Annotated in this window: 13 protein-coding genes; 5 read left to right on the top strand and 8 right to left on the bottom strand. The window is 71.5% G+C overall.

The window, feature by feature from the left end:
- Positions 1-18: 18 nt before the first annotated feature.
- Positions 19-1,386 (bottom strand): pitrilysin family protein, encoded by a 1,368-nt coding sequence (locus ABZ951_RS12730; protein WP_344096018.1) that lies wholly within the window; start codon positions 1,384-1,386, stop codon positions 19-21.
- A 228-nt stretch (positions 1,387-1,614) separates the two neighbouring features.
- On the opposite strand from ABZ951_RS12730, the gene ABZ951_RS12725 reads away from it, so the two are divergent.
- Positions 1,615-4,077 (top strand): DNA topoisomerase IV subunit A, encoded by a 2,463-nt coding sequence (locus ABZ951_RS12725; protein ID WP_344096016.1) that lies wholly within the window; start codon positions 1,615-1,617, stop codon positions 4,075-4,077.
- Positions 4,078-4,163: 86 nt separating this feature from the next.
- Here ABZ951_RS12725 and ABZ951_RS12720 read toward each other — a convergent pair whose 3' ends face one another.
- Entirely contained in the window at positions 4,164-5,201 is a 1,038-nt protein-coding gene (locus ABZ951_RS12720) for a GTP-binding protein (protein ID WP_344096014.1), read from the bottom strand.
- A 219-nt stretch (positions 5,202-5,420) separates the two neighbouring features.
- Between ABZ951_RS12720 and ABZ951_RS12715 the strand changes: the two genes are divergently transcribed.
- A complete protein-coding gene (locus ABZ951_RS12715; protein WP_344096011.1) occupies positions 5,421-6,326 on the top strand; it encodes a sucrase ferredoxin in 906 nt (301 codons plus the stop codon).
- On the opposite strand, the gene ABZ951_RS12710 is transcribed toward ABZ951_RS12715, so the two are convergent.
- Genes ABZ951_RS12710 through ABZ951_RS12700 form a run of 3 tightly spaced genes read right to left on the bottom strand, consistent with a single transcriptional unit; the run spans position 6,310 to position 9,138 of the window.
- Complete coding sequence (locus ABZ951_RS12710; protein ID WP_344096009.1) at positions 6,310-7,386, bottom strand: ABC transporter substrate-binding protein; 1,077 nt, start codon at positions 7,384-7,386, stop codon at positions 6,310-6,312. The genes ABZ951_RS12715 and ABZ951_RS12710 overlap by 17 nt on opposite strands.
- Before the next feature lie 38 nt (positions 7,387-7,424).
- A complete protein-coding gene (locus tag ABZ951_RS12705; RefSeq protein ID WP_344096006.1) occupies positions 7,425-8,294 on the bottom strand; it encodes an ABC transporter permease in 870 nt (289 codons plus the stop codon).
- Positions 8,284-9,138, bottom strand: a complete 855-nt coding sequence (locus tag ABZ951_RS12700) for an ABC transporter ATP-binding protein (protein ID WP_344096004.1) — start codon at positions 9,136-9,138, stop codon at positions 8,284-8,286. Before ABZ951_RS12700 ends, ABZ951_RS12705 begins: the two co-directional genes overlap by 11 nt.
- Before the next feature lie 296 nt (positions 9,139-9,434).
- On the opposite strand from ABZ951_RS12700, the gene ABZ951_RS12695 reads away from it, so the two are divergent.
- Together ABZ951_RS12695 and ABZ951_RS12690 are read left to right on the top strand one after the other, a co-directional pair.
- Positions 9,435-11,063, top strand: a complete 1,629-nt coding sequence (locus tag ABZ951_RS12695) for a sensor histidine kinase (protein WP_344096001.1) — start codon at positions 9,435-9,437, stop codon at positions 11,061-11,063.
- Positions 11,060-11,737: a response regulator gene (locus ABZ951_RS12690; RefSeq protein ID WP_344095999.1), complete on the top strand. Its 678-nt coding sequence runs from the start codon at positions 11,060-11,062 to the stop codon at positions 11,735-11,737. The genes ABZ951_RS12695 and ABZ951_RS12690 overlap by 4 nt, the downstream gene beginning before the upstream one ends.
- A gap of 39 nt (positions 11,738-11,776) precedes the next feature.
- On the opposite strand, the gene ABZ951_RS12685 is transcribed toward ABZ951_RS12690, so the two are convergent.
- Positions 11,777-13,897: a DNA topoisomerase IV subunit B gene (locus tag ABZ951_RS12685; protein WP_344095997.1), complete on the bottom strand. Its 2,121-nt coding sequence runs from the start codon at positions 13,895-13,897 to the stop codon at positions 11,777-11,779.
- Between the two features lie 431 nt (positions 13,898-14,328).
- Between ABZ951_RS12685 and ABZ951_RS12680 the strand changes: the two genes are divergently transcribed.
- Positions 14,329-14,559, top strand: a complete 231-nt coding sequence (locus ABZ951_RS12680; protein WP_095582226.1) for a hypothetical protein — start codon at positions 14,329-14,331, stop codon at positions 14,557-14,559.
- Positions 14,560-14,734: 175 nt separating this feature from the next.
- On the opposite strand, the gene ABZ951_RS12675 is transcribed toward ABZ951_RS12680, so the two are convergent.
- Together ABZ951_RS12675 and ABZ951_RS12670 are read right to left on the bottom strand one after the other, a co-directional pair.
- Positions 14,735-15,736, bottom strand: a complete 1,002-nt coding sequence (locus tag ABZ951_RS12675; RefSeq protein ID WP_344095993.1) for a serine protease — start codon at positions 15,734-15,736, stop codon at positions 14,735-14,737.
- Positions 15,737-15,907: 171 nt separating this feature from the next.
- Positions 15,908-17,467 carry an RNA polymerase sigma factor gene (locus ABZ951_RS12670; protein WP_344095991.1) on the bottom strand — a complete coding sequence of 520 codons (1,560 nt, stop codon included), beginning with the start codon at positions 17,465-17,467 and terminating at the stop codon, positions 15,908-15,910.
- Positions 17,468-17,562: the final 95 nt, after the last annotated feature.

Genomic DNA, 17,562 nt, shown 5'->3' with positions numbered 1-17,562 from the left:
CGGTGGCCACGGTGTCGCTCACTTGGCCGTCTCCTCGTCCGGGACTGCCGCGTCGGTCACGTCGGCGTCGGCTGCTTCGTCGGGGGCCGTGGGCTCGTAGACCAGCACGGCGCGGTTGTCGGGGCGCAGCCGGGCCTTGGCGACCTGCTGCACCTCCTCCGGGGTGATGTCCAGGGCGCGCTGGACGGCGGTGAGGGCGAGCTGCGGGTCGCCGAACAGCACGGCGAAGCGGCACAGTTCGTCGGCGCGGCCGCTGACGGTGGAGAGGCGGTCGAGCCACTCGCGCTCCAGCTGGGCCTGGGCGCGCTCCATCTCCTCGGCGGTCGGGCCCTCGGCGGCGAAGCGGGCCAGCTCCTCGTCGACGGCGGCCTCGATGGCGGGCACCTCGACCCCGCCGGAGGTCTTGACGTCCAGCCAGCCGAGCGAGGGGGCGCCGGCGAGCCGCAGCATGCCGAAGCCCGCGGCGACGGCGGTGCGGTCGCGGCGGACCAGGCGGTTGTGGAGCCGGGAGGACTCGCCGCCGCCGAGGACGGTGAGGGCGAGGTCGGCGGCGTCGGCCTCGCGGGTGCCGTCCTGCGGCAGCCGGTAGGCGGCCATCAGGGCGCGCGCGGGGACCTCTTCGCGGACGACCTCGCGCAGCTCCGTGCCGATGACGTCGGGGAGGGAGCCGTCGCGCGGGGGCTGCTTGGCGTCGTGGGCGGGGATGGAGCCGAAGTACTTCTCGATCCAGGCCAGGGTCTGCTCGGGGTCGATGTCGCCGACCACGGACAGCACGGCGTTGCCGGGGGCGTAGTACGTGCGGAAGAACGCGCGGGCGTCCTCCAGCGAGGCGGCGTCCAGGTCGGCCATGGAGCCGATCGGGGTGTGGTGGTAGGGGTGGCCGTCGGGGAAGACCTTGGCGGTCAGCTTCTCGAAGGCTGTGCCGTAGGGCACATTGTCGTACCGCTGGCGGCGCTCGTTCTTGACGACGTCCCGCTGGTTTTCCATCGACTCCTCGTCGAGGGCGGTGAGCAGCGAGCCCATCCGGTCGGCTTCCAGCCACAGGGCCAGCTCGAGCTGGTGGGCGGGCATGGTCTCGAAGTAGTTGGTCCGCTCGAAGCTGGTGGTGCCGTTCAGCGAGCCGCCGGCCCCCTGCACCAGCTCGAAGTGGCCGTTGCCCTTGACCTGGGCCGAGCCCTGGAACATAAGGTGCTCGAAGAGGTGGGCGAGTCCGGTACGGCCCTTGACTTCGTGGCGCGAGCCGACGTCGTACCAGAGGCAGACGGCGGCGACCGGGGTCAGGTGGTCCTCGGAGAGCACGACCCGCAGGCCGTTGGCCAGGCGGTGCTCGGTCGCTTTCAGGCCGCTGGAACCGGCCTGTTGCGTGGCCGTGTGACCCATGGGCATGTACGTCCCTTCGATCGCTTGCAATCTCGCGACGGTTCGCGATGACTCGCGTGATGAACAGTCCTGTCACTGTATGCAAGCGCGCTGACATCTGGCGAAGTTCCCGGAGCGGTGCGCTCTTACGGACGGGTCGCGGTCGGGGATGTCAGTGGGGCGGTCCACAATGGTCCGCGTCAGACCCCTGCCTCACCCATGCCTCGGCAATCGATCGAAGGAGCCGCAGCCGCGATGGCCCGCCGCAGCACGAAGACCCCGCCGCCGGAGAACTTCGAGGAGCGCATCCTCGACATCGACGTCGTCGACGAGATGCAGGGCTCCTTCCTCGAGTACGCGTACTCGGTCATCTATTCCCGGGCCCTGCCCGATGCGCGCGACGGCCTCAAGCCCGTCCAGCGCCGCATCCTCTTCCAGATGAACGAGATGGGCCTGCGCCCCGAGCGCTCGTACGTCAAGTGCGCCCGTGTCGTCGGCGAGGTGATGGGCAAGCTGCACCCGCACGGTGACGCCTCCATCTACGACGCCCTGGTGCGCATGGCCCAGCCGTTCTCGATGCGGGTGCCGCTCGTCGACGGCCACGGCAACTTCGGCTCGCTGGGCAATGACGACCCGCCCGCCGCGATGCGGTACACCGAGGCGAGGATGGCCTCGGCGACGTCGCTGATGACGGAGTCGATCGACGAGGACACCGTCGATTTCGCGCCGAACTACGACGGCAGCGAGCAGGAGCCGGTCGCCCTGCCCGCCGCGTATCCGAACCTGCTGGTCAACGGCTCGTCCGGGATCGCCGTCGGTATGGCGACGAACATGCCGCCGCACAATCTGGGCGAGGTCATCGCCGCCGCCCGGCACCTGATCCGGCACCCGGCCGCCGATCTCGACACCCTGATGAAGTACATCCCCGGCCCCGACCTGCCCACGGGCGGCCGGATCGTCGGGCTGAGCGGGGTCCGCGACGCCTACGAGACGGGCCGCGGCACGTTCAAGATCCGCGCGACGGTCGCCGTGGAGAATGTGACGGCCCGTCGCAAGGGGCTCGTGGTCACGGAGCTGCCCTACTCGGTCGGCCCGGAGAAGGTGATCTCCAAGATCAAGGACCTGGTCGGCTCGAAGAAGATCCAGGGCATCGCCGACGTCAAGGACCTCACCGACCGCTCGCACGGGCTGCGGCTCGTCATCGAGATCAAGAACGGCTTCAACCCCGAGGCCGTCCTGGAGCAGCTCTACAAGCTGACGCCGATGGAGGAGTCCTTCGGCATCAACAACGTGGCGCTGGTGGACGGACAGCCCCTGACGCTCGGCCTCAAGGAGCTGCTGGAGGTCTACGTCGACCACCGCTTCGACGTGGTGCGCCGGCGCAGCGAGTTCCGGCGCGGCAAGCGGCGGGACCGGCTGCACCTGGTCGAGGGGCTGCTGGTGGCGCTCCTCGACATCGACGAAGTCATCAGGATCATTCGATCGAGTGATAACGCCGCGCAGGCCAAGGAGGCCCTCATCGCGCGGTTCTCGCTCTCCGAGATCCAGACGCAGTACATCCTCGACACCCCGCTGCGCCGTCTGACGAAGTTCGACCGCGTGGAGCTGGAGTCGGAGCGCGACCGGCTCAACGCGGAGATCGAGGAGCTGACGCGCATCCTGGACTCCGACTCCGAGCTGCGCAAGCTCGTCTCCGGCGAACTGGCCGACGTGGCGAAGAAGTTCGGCACGGACCGGCGCACGGTGCTGCTGGAGTCGGCCGGCGCGCCGGCGTCGGCGGTGCCCCTGGAGGTCGCGGACGACCCCTGCCGGGTGCTGCTGTCGTCCACCGGCCTGCTGGCCCGGACGGCCGGAGGCGCGCCGTTCGAGGGCGAGGGCGGCGACCGGGGGGCCAAGCGCGTCAAGCACGATGTGATCGTCTCGGCGGTCCCGGCCACGGCCCGGGCCGATGTGGGCGCGGTGACGTCCGCCGGGCGGCTGCTGCGGATGCCGGTGATCGACCTGCCGCAGCTCCCGGAGACGGCGTCGGCGCCCAATCTCTCGGGCGGCGCTCCGGTGTCGGAGTTCCTGTCGCTGGACGACGGCGAGCGGGTGATCTGTCTCACCACGCTGGACGAGTCCTCGCCGGGCCTGGCGATCGGCACGGAGCAGGGCGTCGTCAAGCGCGTGGTGCCGGACTATCCGGCGAACAAGGAGGAGCTGGAGGTCATCTCCCTCAAGGAGGGTGACCGGATCGTCGGCGCGGTGGAGCTGCGCACCGGTGAGGAGGATCTGGTCTTCATCACCGACGACGCCCAGCTGCTGCGCTATCCGGCGGGGCAGGTGCGGCCGCAGGGCCGGCCGGCGGGCGGTATGGCCGGCATCAAGCTCTCCGCCGGCGCGAAGGTGATCTCCTTCACCGCCGTGGACCCCGCGGTGGACGCGGTGGTGTTCACCGTCGCGGGCGCGGTGGGGACGCTGCTGGGCGCCTCGGAGACGTCGGCGAAGCTGACGCCGTTCGACCAGTACCCGCGCAAGGGCAGGGCGACGGGCGGTGTGCGCTGCCAGCGCTTCCTCAAGGGTGAGGACGCCCTGGTCGTGGCCTGGGCGGGTGCCGCGCCGGCCCGTGCCGCGACCGCGAACGGCTCCCCGGCGGACCTGCCGGAGCCGGACCCGCGCCGGGACGGCTCGGGCACCCCGCTGACGAAGGCCGTGGCGGTGGTGGCGGGCCCCGTGTGAGCACGGTGACCGCCCCCGCCGGCGGGCCCCGTTCTCGCTGACGTGGCGGGCCCGCCATGCCGGCGGCACGGGGCCGGCCGGTCGGGTCAGGCGTGCACGTACCGCAGGACGCCCCACATCGTGTGCTCCTCGGCGTCCCGCGCCGGCTCCGTCACCCGGCACGCCTCCAGGCCGGCTCGCAGGGCCTCGGTGTCGATGCCCGTGCCGATCAGGACGAGCCGGGTGGCCCGCTCCTCCCCGCGCCCCCAGGGCGCGGGGTAGAAGCGCAGGAAGTCGCCGACGGCGTGGAGCGCGTACCGCTTGCCGCGGTGCCCGGTCACCGCGAAGTGGACGAAGCCCTTGATGCGGTAGAGGCCGTCGGGCCTGTGGTCGAGGAACTCCATGAGCCTGCGCGGGTCCATGGGCGCGGGCGAGGTGAAGGCCACGCTGTCGTAGGCGCTGTGGAGGTGGCCGTCGTGGTCGTGGCACTCCTCCTCCCGCACGAGGTCCTCGAAGGAGAGCTGGCGTATCGCCTCCTCGCGCTCCGGCGGCTTGCGGTCGAAGAGCAGCTCGGGGTCCACGCGCCCGTAGGAGGCGGGGACGACGGCCCGGCCGGGGGCGAGCCGCCCGAGCTCGTCGAGGACGGCCCGGTGCTCCTCCTCCCCCACCCGGTCGGCCTTGTTGAGGACGACGAGGTCGGCGAGGGCCACGTGCCGGTCGAGTTCGGGGTGCCGGGCGCGGGTGCGGGGGAATTCCGCGGCGTCGACGACCTCGACCAGGCCGCCGTAGACGATGTTCTTGTTGTCGCTGGCCAGGATCATGCGGATGAGTTCCTGCGGCTCGGCCAGGCCGCTGGCCTCGATGACGATGACGTCGATCCGCGCGGCCGGGCGGGCGAGCCGCTCCAGGAAGACGTCGAGCTCGCTGGTGTCGACGGCGCAGCACAGGCAGCCGTTGCCGAGGGAGACCATGGAGTCGACCTGGCCGGCGACGCTCATCGCGTCGATCTCGATGCTGCCGAAGTCGTTGACGACGACACCGATCCGGCTGCCTCCGCTCCGGCTCAGCAGGTGGTTGAGCAGGGTGGTCTTGCCGGAACCCAGGAAACCTGCGAGCACGATGACCGGGATCTGTCGTTTCGCCAAGGGGGCGCCTCCCTCACGCGTCGGGCGTCGGCGGGGAGCCGGCCGCGGCGGGCCGGCCCTGCGGGCGGGTGGTGTGCGGATGCTCCGCCCGGTTCAGGATATGGGCGCGCCACCTCCCGGCCCGGGCCGGGTGGTCTGGCACCATCAGCCTCATCGGCCACTGTGGTGGCTGTCCGATCATCGATGCCCATGACTCCAACTCAGGTTAGGCTTGCCTATGTGAGTCTGTGTGCGACTGCCTCCCTCCAGTTGTCCGAGCCGTTGGCCGGTACCGCGGCCACCGCCCGGACCTGGCTGCTGCTCGAACAGCCGGGGCCCTGGGGTGCGAACGCCCTCACCTCCAGCCACCTCGACCCCGCCGTGGGCCGGGCCCTGGAGGAGGCGGCCGCGGGCACCGGCGTACGGATCGCCCTGATCCGGCGCCCGGGCCGGCACGCCGACTGCCACACCCCCGCCACCCAGCGGGTGATCGTGGCCCACACCGCACCGGGCCGCTCCTGGATCCGTACGGCCGCCGTCCCCGACCCGGCCGTCCTGACCGCGCTGGACTTCCCGGCCCTGGGCGCGGGCGAGCACGGCGGCCTGGGGGACGCCTACCAGGGGGATCCGCTGGTGTTCGTCTGCACCAATGGCAAGCGCGACCGCTGCTGCGCCCTGCTCGGCCGCCCGCTCGCCGCGGAGCTGGCCGCCGCGGGCGGCGTCGAGGCATGGGAGATCACCCATATCGGTGGCCACCGCTTCTCGCCGACCCTCTTCGTGCTGCCGTACGGCTACGCCTACGGCCGGGTCGGCGCCCACGAGGTCAAGGAGGTCCTGGAGGCGGCCCGCGACGGCCGCGTGGTGACCGCGGACTGCCGCGGCCGCTCGGCCTGGGAGCGCCCGGCCCAGGCGGCGGAGCTGGCCGTGCGCGAGCTGACCGGCGAGGACGGCGCGGACGCCCTGGACGTGCCGCGGACCGAGGGCGCGGCCCCGCACTGGTCGGTGACCGTCGCCCACGCCGACGGCCGGGCCTGGCGGGTCGCGGTCGAGCAGGGCGCCGCGGAGCCGCCCCGCCCGGAGAGCTGCGGCCGGGCGCCCGGCGTCCCGGCGCGGATGGACGTCGTGTCCGTCACCCCGCTTTCCTGACCAGCCCCGCTTTCCTGACGAACTCCGTGGTGTAGGTCTTCGCCAGGTCCACCTCGCCGTTCTTGAGGTCGGGGTGGAAGGACCGGAGCACCTCCAGCACGGTCCGCGGCCCGTCGGCCGGCATCACGCCGTCCTTGGTGAACATCGGCAGCGTGCTCTTCACCGCCTGCGCGTAGAGCTCCTTGCCGCCCTTGGCGTAGTCGGCGGGCATCTTCGCGGCGATCTCCTCGGGGGTGTGCTCGGACATCCACTTGAGGGTCTTGACGAATGCGTTGGCGAGCTTCTGCACGACGTCCTTGTGGCTGTTCACCCAGTCGGTGTTCATGTACAGGCTGGACGCGGGGTAGAGCCCGCCGAGCGCGGCCCGCGACCCCTCGGGGGTGCGCATGTCGACGAGGACCGTGCCCAGGTCCTTGGCGAGCACCTGCGCGACCGTCGGGTCGGTGGTCATGCCGCCGTCGATGGCCCCCTGCTGGAGGGCGGAGATGAAGGTCTGCCCGGCGCCGACGGCCACCGGGGTGAACTCGCTGACCTTCACCCCGTTCTTCACCGCCAGGTACTTCGTCAGGAAATCGGTGGACGACCCGAGGCCGGTGACGCCCAGCTTCCTGCCCTTGAAGTCCTTGGGCGAGGCGATACGGGACGCGGCCTTCTTGGAGACGACTTCCACCTCCCCCGGCGTCTGCGCCAGCTGCACGACGGACTCCACCCGCTTGCCCTTCACCTGAAGGCCGAGCGTGTGGTCGTAGAAGCCGACGACGCCCTGGACGTCGCCGGCGACGAGCGAGGTGGTGGCCTGGACACCGGCCTGTTCGGTCAGCAGCTGGACGGACACGCCCTGCTCCCGGAAGTGGCCCAGCCGCTGGGTGAGGACCGCGGGCAGGTAGATGACCTTGTCCAGACCACCGACCATGATCTTGACGGTGTCGCCGCCGGCCGCTCCCGGGGCCTGCTCCGCGCCGTTGGAGGAGACCTCGTCGGCGCAGCCGGCGAGGGAGAGGCAGAGCGCTCCCGCCACGGCCGCCGCGCGGACCCTGGCGAGCTTGCTGAACGTACGCATCGGCTGTTCCTCGGGGTCGGAGGTTCGGGTGGGGGGCTTCAGCGGTCCGCGCCCGGCTGCGGCGGCTTCCAGCGGAAGAGCCGCTTCTCGGCGAAGGTCAGCAGCCCCTCCGCGAGCAGCGCGACGACGGCGAGGATGACCATGGCGGCGTACACGCCCGCCGAGTTGAAGGTGCCCTGGGAGGCGGAGACCAGGAGTCCGATGCCGTGGGTGGCGCCGATGTACTCGCCGACGATGGCGCCGATCAGCGCGAAGCCGAAGCTCACATGGAGGCTGGTGAAGATCCAGGAGGTCGCCGAGGGGATGACGACCTGGAACGTCACCCGGCGGTTGGACGCGCCCAGGACGCGGGCGTTGGCGACCAGGTGGCGGTCCACCTCGCGGGCGCCCTGGAAGGCGTTGAAGAAGACGGGGAAGAAGACCAGTACCACCGCCGAGGCGACCTTGGACGCCGGTCCGAGGCCGAACCAGATCAGGAAGATCGGCGCGAGGACGATGCGCGGCAGCGCGTTGAGGACCTTGATGTACGGGCCGAGGACGTCGGCGAGGAAGGGCACGCGGCCCAGCGTGATGCCGAACACCACACCGGCGGACACCCCGATGCCCCAGCCGCACAGGGCCTCGTAGAGCGTGTACCAGATCTGTTCGCCGAGCGAGCCCTGCGCGGTGCCGTGCAGGGTCCACTGGACGATCTGGTCCCAGATCCGCGACGGCATCGAGAAGTTGAACGGGTCGATGACCTCGGCGCGGGCCAGCACCTCCCAGGCGCCCACGGCCACGGCGAGCACCAGCACCCGTGCCGTGTGGACGAGCAGCCTGCGGTGCCGGGCGGCCCGCGCCCGGGCCTCGCCGCGGCCGGTGACGCGCTCGGCGGCCGCCACGGGGGCGGCGAAGGACTCAGGCGACACGGGAGGCACCCCGCTCACGGGTGATGCGGACCTCTTCACCGAGCGAGGACCAGATCTCGCGGTAGATCTCGATGAACGCCGCTTCCAGGCGGACGGACTCGACCTTGCGCGGGCGCTCCAGCGGGACGGGAAAGACCTGCTTGACGGTGGCCGGGCCCGCCGTCATCACCACGACCTTGTCGGCGAGCGCGATGGCCTCCTCCAGGTCGTGGGTGACGAACACGACCGACGCGGCCGCCCCGCCGGGGCGGGCACCGCCCCACAGCTCCAGGAGCTCGTCCGACATCAGCGCCCGGGTCTGCACGTCGAGCGCGGAGAACGGTTCGTCCATGAGCAGGATCGACGGGTCGCCCACCAGCGTCTGGGCGAGCGCCACCCGCTTGCGCTGGCCGCCGGAGAGCTGGTGCGGATAGCGGTCGGCGAAGGAGGCGAGCCCCACCCGCCCGAGCCAGTCGCGGGCCCGCTCCCGCGCCTGTGCCTTCGGCACGCCCCGGAAGCGCGGCCCGGCCATCACGTTGGACAGGACCGTGCGCCAGGGGAAGACCGCGTCCTGCTGGAAGACGAAGCCGACCTCCGGCCTGATCCCGGTAACCGGCTCGCCACCGATCAGCACCTCGCCCTCGGTGGGCTCCTCCAGGCCGCTGACCAGGGTGAGCGTGGTCGACTTCCCGCACCCGGTCGGCCCGACGACCGCCACGAACTCGCCCCGGGCCACGGTCAGATCGAGATCCCGCACGGCGGTGTGGCCCGCCCCCGAGGGCGTCCTGAAGACCTTGCTCGCCCCGCGCAGTTCGATCGCGGGGGCACCGTCCGGCGCGCCTTGGCCGTTCCTGCCGATGGTCATCCTCGTCGCTCCTCGCTCGCCCGTGTGCCCGGCTCACCGGCCCCGCCGTCCCGCGGGGCGGCCGGTGCTGGAGGCTAGGGCCGGCGGCGGCCGGCCCGGCAGGCTTGTGGGCGCTGTGCGGCTTGAGCGCGCGAACCCTGTTCTGCTCGTTCTGCTCGCGGTAGAACAACGAATGCGCCACGGAACCGGGGGACGGGGCCCGTTGGGGATACGTTCTGCTGACGCTGCAGTATCGGAAAGCCGCCGCGGCGGAGCATGCTCCGGCACGGTCGGGTGACGACACGAAAGGGACTCGCATGCGCCCCCGGTGGCCCCGCCGCGTCTTCGCGCAGGTTCTGCTCGTCCACCTGCTGATCATCACGGGTGTCACCGGGCTCGCCACCGGGCTCTTCCTCGCCCCGCTGGGCGCCCAGTTGAACGACCAGGCGGAGCGCCGGGCCCTGGCCATCGCCCAGACCACCGCCGCCCAGCCCGGCCTGGCCCGCGACCTGCTGACGAGCCGGCCCGCCGCCGGGGGCCCGGTGCAGGCGGGAGCCGAGCGCGTCCGGCTGGCCACCGGCGCCAGCTACGTCGTGGTCGTCGACACCCGGGGCATCCGCTACTCCCACACCACCCCCTCCCGGATCGGCCGGCGCGTCAGCACCGACCCCGGGCAGGCCCTCGGCGGGCGCGAGTGGACGGGCGTCGGGGAGGGCACCCTCGGCCGCTCCGCGCGGGGCAAGGTGCCCCTGCGGGACACCGGGGGCGCCGTGGTCGGGGCCGTGTCCGTGGGCATCGCCTACGACCACGTGCACGCCCTGCTGGTGCAGGCCGTGCCCGGCATCCTGCTCTACGCGGGCGCCGCGCTCGCGGCCGGTGCCCTGGCGGCGCTGGCCGTCTCCCGGCGGCTGCGCAAGCGCACCCACGGCATCGAACTCTCCGAGATATCCGCCCTCCTGGAGGAGCGCGAGGCCATCCTGCACGGCATCCGCGAGGGCGTCGTCGCCCTCGACCGGCGCGGGAGGGTACGGCTCGTCAACGACGAGGCCCAGCGGCTGCTCGGGCTCGGCCCCGACGCCACCGGCAGGCCCCTCGACAGCGTGCTGCCGCCGGGGCGCACCACCGACGTCCTGGCCGGGCGGGTGACCGGCACGGACCTGCTCACCGTCCGGGACGGGCGCGTCCTGGTCGCCAACCGCATGGACACCGCCGACGGGGGCACCGTGGCCACCCTGCGCGACCGCACCGAGCTGGAGCACCTCCGCCGGGAGCTGGACGGCACCCGGGGCCTCACGGACGCGCTGCGCGCCCAGGACCACGAGCACGCCAACCGGCTGCACACCCTCGTCGGACTGCTGGAGCTGGGCCTGCACGAGCAGGCGGCCGCCTTCCTGGCCGAGGTGACGGGCGCGCACCGGGCCACCGCCGAGGAGGTCACCGAGCGGGTGCACGACCCGCTGGTCGGTGCCCTGCTGGTGGGCAAGAGCGCGGTCGCGGCGGAGCGCGGGGTGGCCCTGCGGGTGAGCCCGGCGACCTCGCTGCCCGACCGCGTGGTGGACCCCCGCGACCTGGTCACCGTGCTGGGCAACCTCGTGGACAACGCACTGGACGCGGCGGGGGCCACGCGCCCGCCGGAGGAGAAAACCAGCGGGAGAGAGGCGTTCGTGGAAGTGGAGCTACGGGCTGTGGGATCCACCGTCGTGGTGCGGATCTCGGACAACGGGCCGGGCGTGCCGCCCGGCGCCGGGGAGCTGGTCTTCGCCGACGGCTGGTCCACCAAAGAGCCGCCGCCGCACCGCCGCCGGGGCCTCGGCCTCTCGCTCGTACGGCGGCTGGCGGAGCGGTACGGGGGCTCGGCACACGCCGGTGAACGGGAAGGCGGCGGCGCGGTGTTCACCGTAGTACTGCCGGAAGCACTGCGCTCGCTCGAAGGGGTCAACAGATGATCGAGGTCCTGGTCGTGGACGACGACTTCCGCGTGGCCGAGATCAACGCCGCGTACGTCACCCGGGTGCCGGGCTTCCGCGTCGGCGCCACCGCGCACACCGCGGCCCAGGCCATGGCCGTGCTGGAGCGGGGCGGGATCGATCTGGTCCTGCTGGACCACTTCCTGCCGGACGAGACGGGCCTGTCCCTGGTGCGCCGCGTCCGGCAGCGGGGCCATCTCACCGACGTGATCATGGTGACGGCGTCGCGCGACATCGCGACCGTGCAGGCGGCGATGTCGTACGGCGCCCTGCAGTACCTCGTCAAGCCGTTCACCTTCGCCGGGCTGCGGGTGAGGCTGGAGGCGTACGCGCAACTGCGCCGGACCCTGGACGACGCGGACGAGGCGGGGCAGGACCAGGTCGACCGGATCTTCGGCACCCTGCGCACGGCGGCGACGAGCACCCCGCTGCCCAAGGGGCACTCCGCCCCGACGGCCGAGCTCATCCGGCGGGTGCTCTCGGACGCGGCGCGCCCCTTGTCGGCGCACGAGGTCGCCGCGCGGGCAGGGCTGAGCCGCTCCACCGCGCAGCGCTATCTCAAACGGCTGGAGGAGTCCGGCCGGCTCCGTCTCACCCTGAAGTACGGGGAGACGGGCCGTCCGGAACACCGTTACGCCTGGGCGGTCCGCTGAGCCGGACCGCCGGGCCGGCAGGGCTGGGCGGGCAGCCCGTCAGACGTCGATGCGCGAGCGGTCCAGGGTGGCCGCGGAGCTGGTGATGAACTCCTTGCGCGGTGCCACCTCGTTGCCCATCAGGAGGTCGAAGGCGCGCTCCGCGGCCTCCAGGTCGCTGATGTTGATGCGCCGCAGCGTGCGGTGGCGCGGGGACATGGTGGTCTCCGCGAGCTGGTCGGCGTCCATCTCACCGAGGCCCTTGTACCGCTGGATGCCGTCCTTGTAGGGGATGTTCTTGCGGTCCAGGTCCATCAGCGTCTGGCGCAGCTCGCCGTCGGAGTAGGTGTAGATGTACTTGTCCTGCCCCTTCTTGGGGCGGGTGAGCTCGACCCGGTGCAGCGGCGGCACCGCCGAGAAGACCCGGCCCTCCTCGACCATGGGCCGCATGTACCGCTGGAAGAGGGTCAGCAGCAGACAGCGGATGTGCGCGCCGTCGACATCGGCGTCGGCCAGGAAGATGACCTTCCCGTAGCGTGCCGCGTCGATGTCGAAGGTCCGGCCGGACCCGGCTCCTATCACCTGGATGATCGCGCCGCACTCGGCGTTCTTGAGCATGTCCGAGACCGACGACTTCTGGACATTGAGGATCTTGCCGCGGATGGGCAGCAGCGCCTGGAACTCGGAGTTCCGTGCCAGTTTCGCCGTGCCGAGCGCGGAGTCGCCCTCGACGATGAACAGCTCGCTGCGCTCGACGTCGTCACTGCGGCAGTCGGCCAGCTTGGCCGGCAGCGAGGACGACTCCAGGGCCGTCTTCCGCCGCTGGGCCTCCTTGTGCTGCCGGGCCGCGATGCGGGTGCGGGCCGCGGCGACGACCTTCTCCATCACCGCGCGCGCCTGCTGCTTGGCGTCACGCTTGGTGGAGGCGAGGAACGCCTTGAGCTCCTTGGCCACCACGTTCGCCACGATCCGGGTGGCGGCCGAGGTGCCCAGCACCTCCTTGGTCTGCCCCTCGAACTGCGGCTCCGCCAGCCGCACGGTCACGACCGCGGTGAGCCCCTCCATGGCGTCGTCCTTGACGACGTCGTCCTCGGCGACCCGCAGCAGCTTCGACGAGCGGAGCACCTCGTTGACGGTCTTGGTGATCGAGCGCTCGAATCCGGCCACGTGCGTGCCGCCCTTGGGGGTGGCGATGATGTTGACGAACGACTTCACCGTGCTGTCGTAGCCGGTGCCCCAGCGCAGCGCGATGTCCACCCCGAGCTCGCGGGTGACCTCGGTGGGCGTCATGTGACCGCGGTCGTCCAGGACCGGGACGGTCTCCTTGAAGGTGCCCTGCCCGGTCAGCCGCAGCACGTCGCAGACGGCCTTGTCCTGCGCGAGGTACTCGCAGAACTCGCTGATGCCGCCGTCGTAGCGGAAGGTCTCCTCGGTGGCCTCCGCGCTCTCGACGCCGCGCTCGTCGCGGACGACGATGGTCAGGCCGGGCACCAGGAACGCGGTCTGCCGGGCGCGCCCGTAGAGGTTCTCCAGGGAGAGCTTGGCGTCCTTGAGGAAGATCTGGCGGTCCGCCCAGTAGCGGATGCGGGTGCCGGTGCGGGCCTTGGGGACCTTCTTGCCCTTGAGGAGGCCGTTGGCGGGGTCGAAGGGGGCGTCGGGGCCGGACTCGGTGAAGATCCCGGGTACCCCGCGGCGGAAGCTGATCGCGTGGGTGCGGCTGTTGCGGTCGACCTCGACGTCGAGGCGGGCGGAGAGGGCGTTGACGACGGAGGCGCCGACGCCGTGCAGGCCGCCGGAGGCCGCGTACGACCCGCCGCCGAACTTGCCGCCCGCGTGCAGCTTGGTCATGACGACCTCGACACCGGACAGCCCGGTCTTGGGCTCGACGTCGACGGGGATGCCGCGGCCGTTGTCCCGCACCTCCACGGAGCCGTCCTCGTGCAGGACGACCTCGATCCGGTCGCAGAAGCCGCCCAGGGCCTCGTCGACGGAATTGTCGATGATCTCCCACAGGCAGTGCATCAGGCCGCGGCTGTCGGTCGAGCCGATATACATACCGGGGCGCTTGCGGACGGCCTCGAGACCCTCGAGGACGAGCAGGTGCCGCGCGGTGTAGTTGGATCCGTCCCGGTCTGCCCCGGTGAGCAACGCAGTGGACGGCACGGACGTATCGGCGGTCACGCGGTTCGCTCCTCGCTGAATTTCTTTTTGGCCCGGCTCGGGCACGGTGTGGCTCGGGTCGCCGCTCAGAGGGTACCGAGGCCAGGTAGAGCCTTTGCGCAGCCACCCACGGGATGGCCCATGCTAGTCCAGCATCGATCATCTGTTCGATGACTCGTTGGGGTGACGTGCACATCACGTTCCCTTGGAGGCATGAACCATTTAGGCTCCGGGCACGTCCTCAAGAACAACCCGGCAAGCCGGCCGGGAGGACGAAAACCCCCAGCGATGTGAAACCGTAGGCCCACGCAATACGGCTCATTCGCCGCCAACCATCAAGATCCGGCCCACTCTGAAGGAAGTTTCGAGGAAAAGCCGCGAGCGGGAACGTTTTCGGCCTGGTTGGATGTTGACCCTGGTACGACAGCTCGTCGAGCTAGAGAAGAGGCGACGTGACTACTGTTCTGACCCCCGCGAGCCCGCTGACGGCCGCTGACCGCTGCGACCGATGCGGCGCTCAGGCATACCTGCGCGTCGTTCTCATGAGCGGCGGCGAACTGCTCTTCTGCGCCCACCACGGGCGTAAGTTCGAGCCAGAACTCAAGAAGATCGCCGCGGAGATACAGGACGAGACGGAGCGGCTCACCGCCCCTCCGGCGTCCGCGTCCGACGAGGACCGTTGAGTCCGCAATGGAACGCTGACACATCGCATCCGACGACGAGCGAGGTCCGGCCGTCCAGGGCCGGGCAGCCGCGGGCGGCCACCCCCTCGGGGGAGGCCGCCCGCTCTCGTACCCGCTTCCGCTTCCCGGCACCCGCGGCCAGGAGCGGAAGGACCCCTGTACGCCCCCACGGCCCTCACCACGGCCTCCCCGGCGCGGCCCCGGCACCCTGGCGTCCGACCGGCGCGACAGCGGCTGAGACGGGCGCCTGAGCGGTCGGCGTCCTCACGGCCGGCCGGGCGGCCGGGGGTGCCTGCACGGCCGGAGGGTGGGGCTGCTGCGGCGGGGCCGGGGGCTCGGGCGGCTTCGAGGGCGGCACGACCGCGCCCTCGGTGCCGTGGTCCGGCACCAGCGCCGCGACCGAGGAGATCCTCGTATAGACCCCGGGGTGGCCCGGCTGGCCGCAGCCGCTGCCCCAGGACACCAGGCCCACCAGCTTCCCCTGCGCGACGAGCGGCCCGCCGCTGTCCCCCTGGCAGGCGTCCCTGCCCCCGTCCTCCATGCCGGCGCACAGCATGGACGACCGCTGGTAGACGCCTTCGGTACTTCCCGGGTAGGCCGACTCGCACAGGGCGTCGTCCAGGACGAGCACCTGCGCCGCCCGCAGGGTCTCCGAGTACGTGCCGTTGCCGACCGTGTCGCCCCACCCGTAGACCGTGGCCGGCGTGCCCGGCCGGTAGGCCGCGTCGCCCCGCTGGGCCATCGGGATCAGCCGCGCCCGGTTCACTTGCTCCTTCAGAGTGAGGACGGCCACGTCGCCCGCGTTGCTCGCGGAGTCGAAACCGGGGTTGACCCAGGTGTCGCGCAGCTCCATCTCCGTCCCGGACGCGCTCCGCAGGTCGTCCCGGCCGACGATGACCTTCAGGTCCCTCGCCTCGCTCACGTCCACGCCCAGCACGTCGCGGCTCAGGCAGTGCGCGGCCGTCAGGACGGTCCTGGGGCCCACCAGGACCCCGCCGCAGAACTGCCCCGACCGGGCGGCCCCGAACCGCTCACGGCTCGCCAGCGCCACCGTCCAGGGCGCCTCCGCCGTCCGCACGGCCTGCCCCCCGAGCACCGCGCCGTCCCCGGCGGCGGGAGGGGGCGAGGCCAGCAGCAGCGCGACCGCGCCGGCCAGCGGGTAGCTCAGCGAACGCATGCAGTCTCCTGACGGTGCGGAGTTCCTTGCACACCCAGGGTCAGCCCGCGCGGCGATCACCGCATCCCGAGCCGGACGGCCGTACCCGGAAATCGCCTCCCCGGGGACGCCCGAAGGCCCGGCCCCTCGGGAGAGGGGCCGGGCCTTCGGTACGGCGAAGAAGTGCGCCGATCAGTCCAGGTAGTCGCGCAGGACCTGCGAGCGGGACGGGTGCCGCAGCTTCGACATCGTCTTCGACTCGATCTGACGGATGCGCTCACGCGTCACGCCGTAGACCTTGCCGATCTCGTCGAGGGTCTTCGGCTGACCGTCGGTGAGACCGAAGCGCATCGAGACGACGCCCGCCTCGCGCTCGCTGAGCGTGTCCAGGACGGAGTGCAGCTGCTCCTGCAACAGGGTGAAGCTGACCGCGTCGGCCGGGACGACCGCCTCGGAGTCCTCGATGAGGTCACCGAACTCGCTGTCGCCGTCCTCACCCAGGGGGGTGTGGAGGGAGATCGGCTCACGGCCGTACTTCTGGACCTCGATGACCTTCTCAGGGGTCATGTCGAGCTCCTTGGCCAGCTCCTCCGGGGTGGGCTCGCGGCCCAGGTCCTGGAGCATCTGGCGCTGCACGCGCGCGAGCTTGTTGATGACCTCGACCATGTGCACCGGGATACGGATGGTGCGGGCCTGGTCGGCCATCGCGCGCGTGATGGCCTGGCGGATCCACCAGGTCGCGTACGTGGAGAACTTGTAGCCCTTGGTGTAGTCGAACTTCTCGACCGCACGGATCAGACCGAGGTTGCCCTCCTGGATGAGGTCCAGGAAGAGCATGCCGCGGCCGGTGTAGCGCTTGGCCAGGGAGACCACCAGACGGAGGTTGGCCTCCAGCAGGTGGTTCTTGGCCCGGCGCCCGTCCTCGGCGATGATCTCCAGCTCGCGCTTGAGCTTCGGGGCGAGCTTGTCGGAGTTCGCCAGCTTGTCCTCGGCGAACAGGCCCGCCTCGATGCGCTTGGCGAGCTCGACCTCCTGCTCGGCGTTGAGGAGGGGGACCTTGCCGATCTGCTTGAGGTAGTCCTTGACCGGGTCGGCGGTGGCACCGGCCACCGCGACCTGCTGCGCGGGGGCGTCGTCCTCGTCGTCGTCGGAGAGGACGAAGCCCTTGTTCTCGCCGGTCTCGTCTTCTTCTTCGCCGCCCTTGCCCGGGGTGGGGGTCTCATCGACGATCTCGTCGTCGAGGAGCTCGTCGGCGTCCTTCTTGGACGCGGTCTTCTTCGCCGCGGTCTTCTTGGCGGTGGCCTTCTTCGCCACCGTCTTCTTCGCCGCCGCCTTCTTGGTGGCGGCCTTCTTGGCGGGCGAGCCCACGGCCTCGTCACCCTCGCCGTCGCCGTACGCCCCGGAGGCGGACGTGGCGGAGGCGGACGCGGTCTGCCTGGAGGTGACCGTCTTGGAGGCCACGGCCTTGGTGGCGGTGCGCTTCGCCGGGCTCTTCGCTGCGACGCTCTTGCGGGTGCGCTTGGGCGCCTCGGCGGCACTGACCATCAGCGTCACACCCTCCTCGTCGAGGACCTGGTTGAGGCTGCGCAGAACGTTCTTCCACTGGGTTGGCGGAATCTGGTCAGCCTCGAAGGCCCGACGCACGTCGTCGCCGGCGATCTGCCCCTCGGCCTTTCCCTGCTCGATGAGCGCCATCAGAGACTCGGATTCGGCGATCTCCGGCGGGAGCGTACGGGATGTGCTGGCCGACACGAACAACCTCTCGGAACGATGGAAACGGCTTCCGGCCCCGGCTCGCCCTGACGAGGAACCGGTTCCGACGACCGCCGGCAAAGGATGAACCGGCG

Source organism: Streptomyces sp. NPDC046215 (assembly GCF_040646215.1).
Taxonomy (GTDB): domain Bacteria; phylum Actinomycetota; class Actinomycetes; order Streptomycetales; family Streptomycetaceae; genus Streptomyces; species Streptomyces stramineus.
The sequence above is the reverse complement of the archived record's forward strand: the minus strand, read 5'-3'. Positions and strand labels throughout refer to the sequence as shown.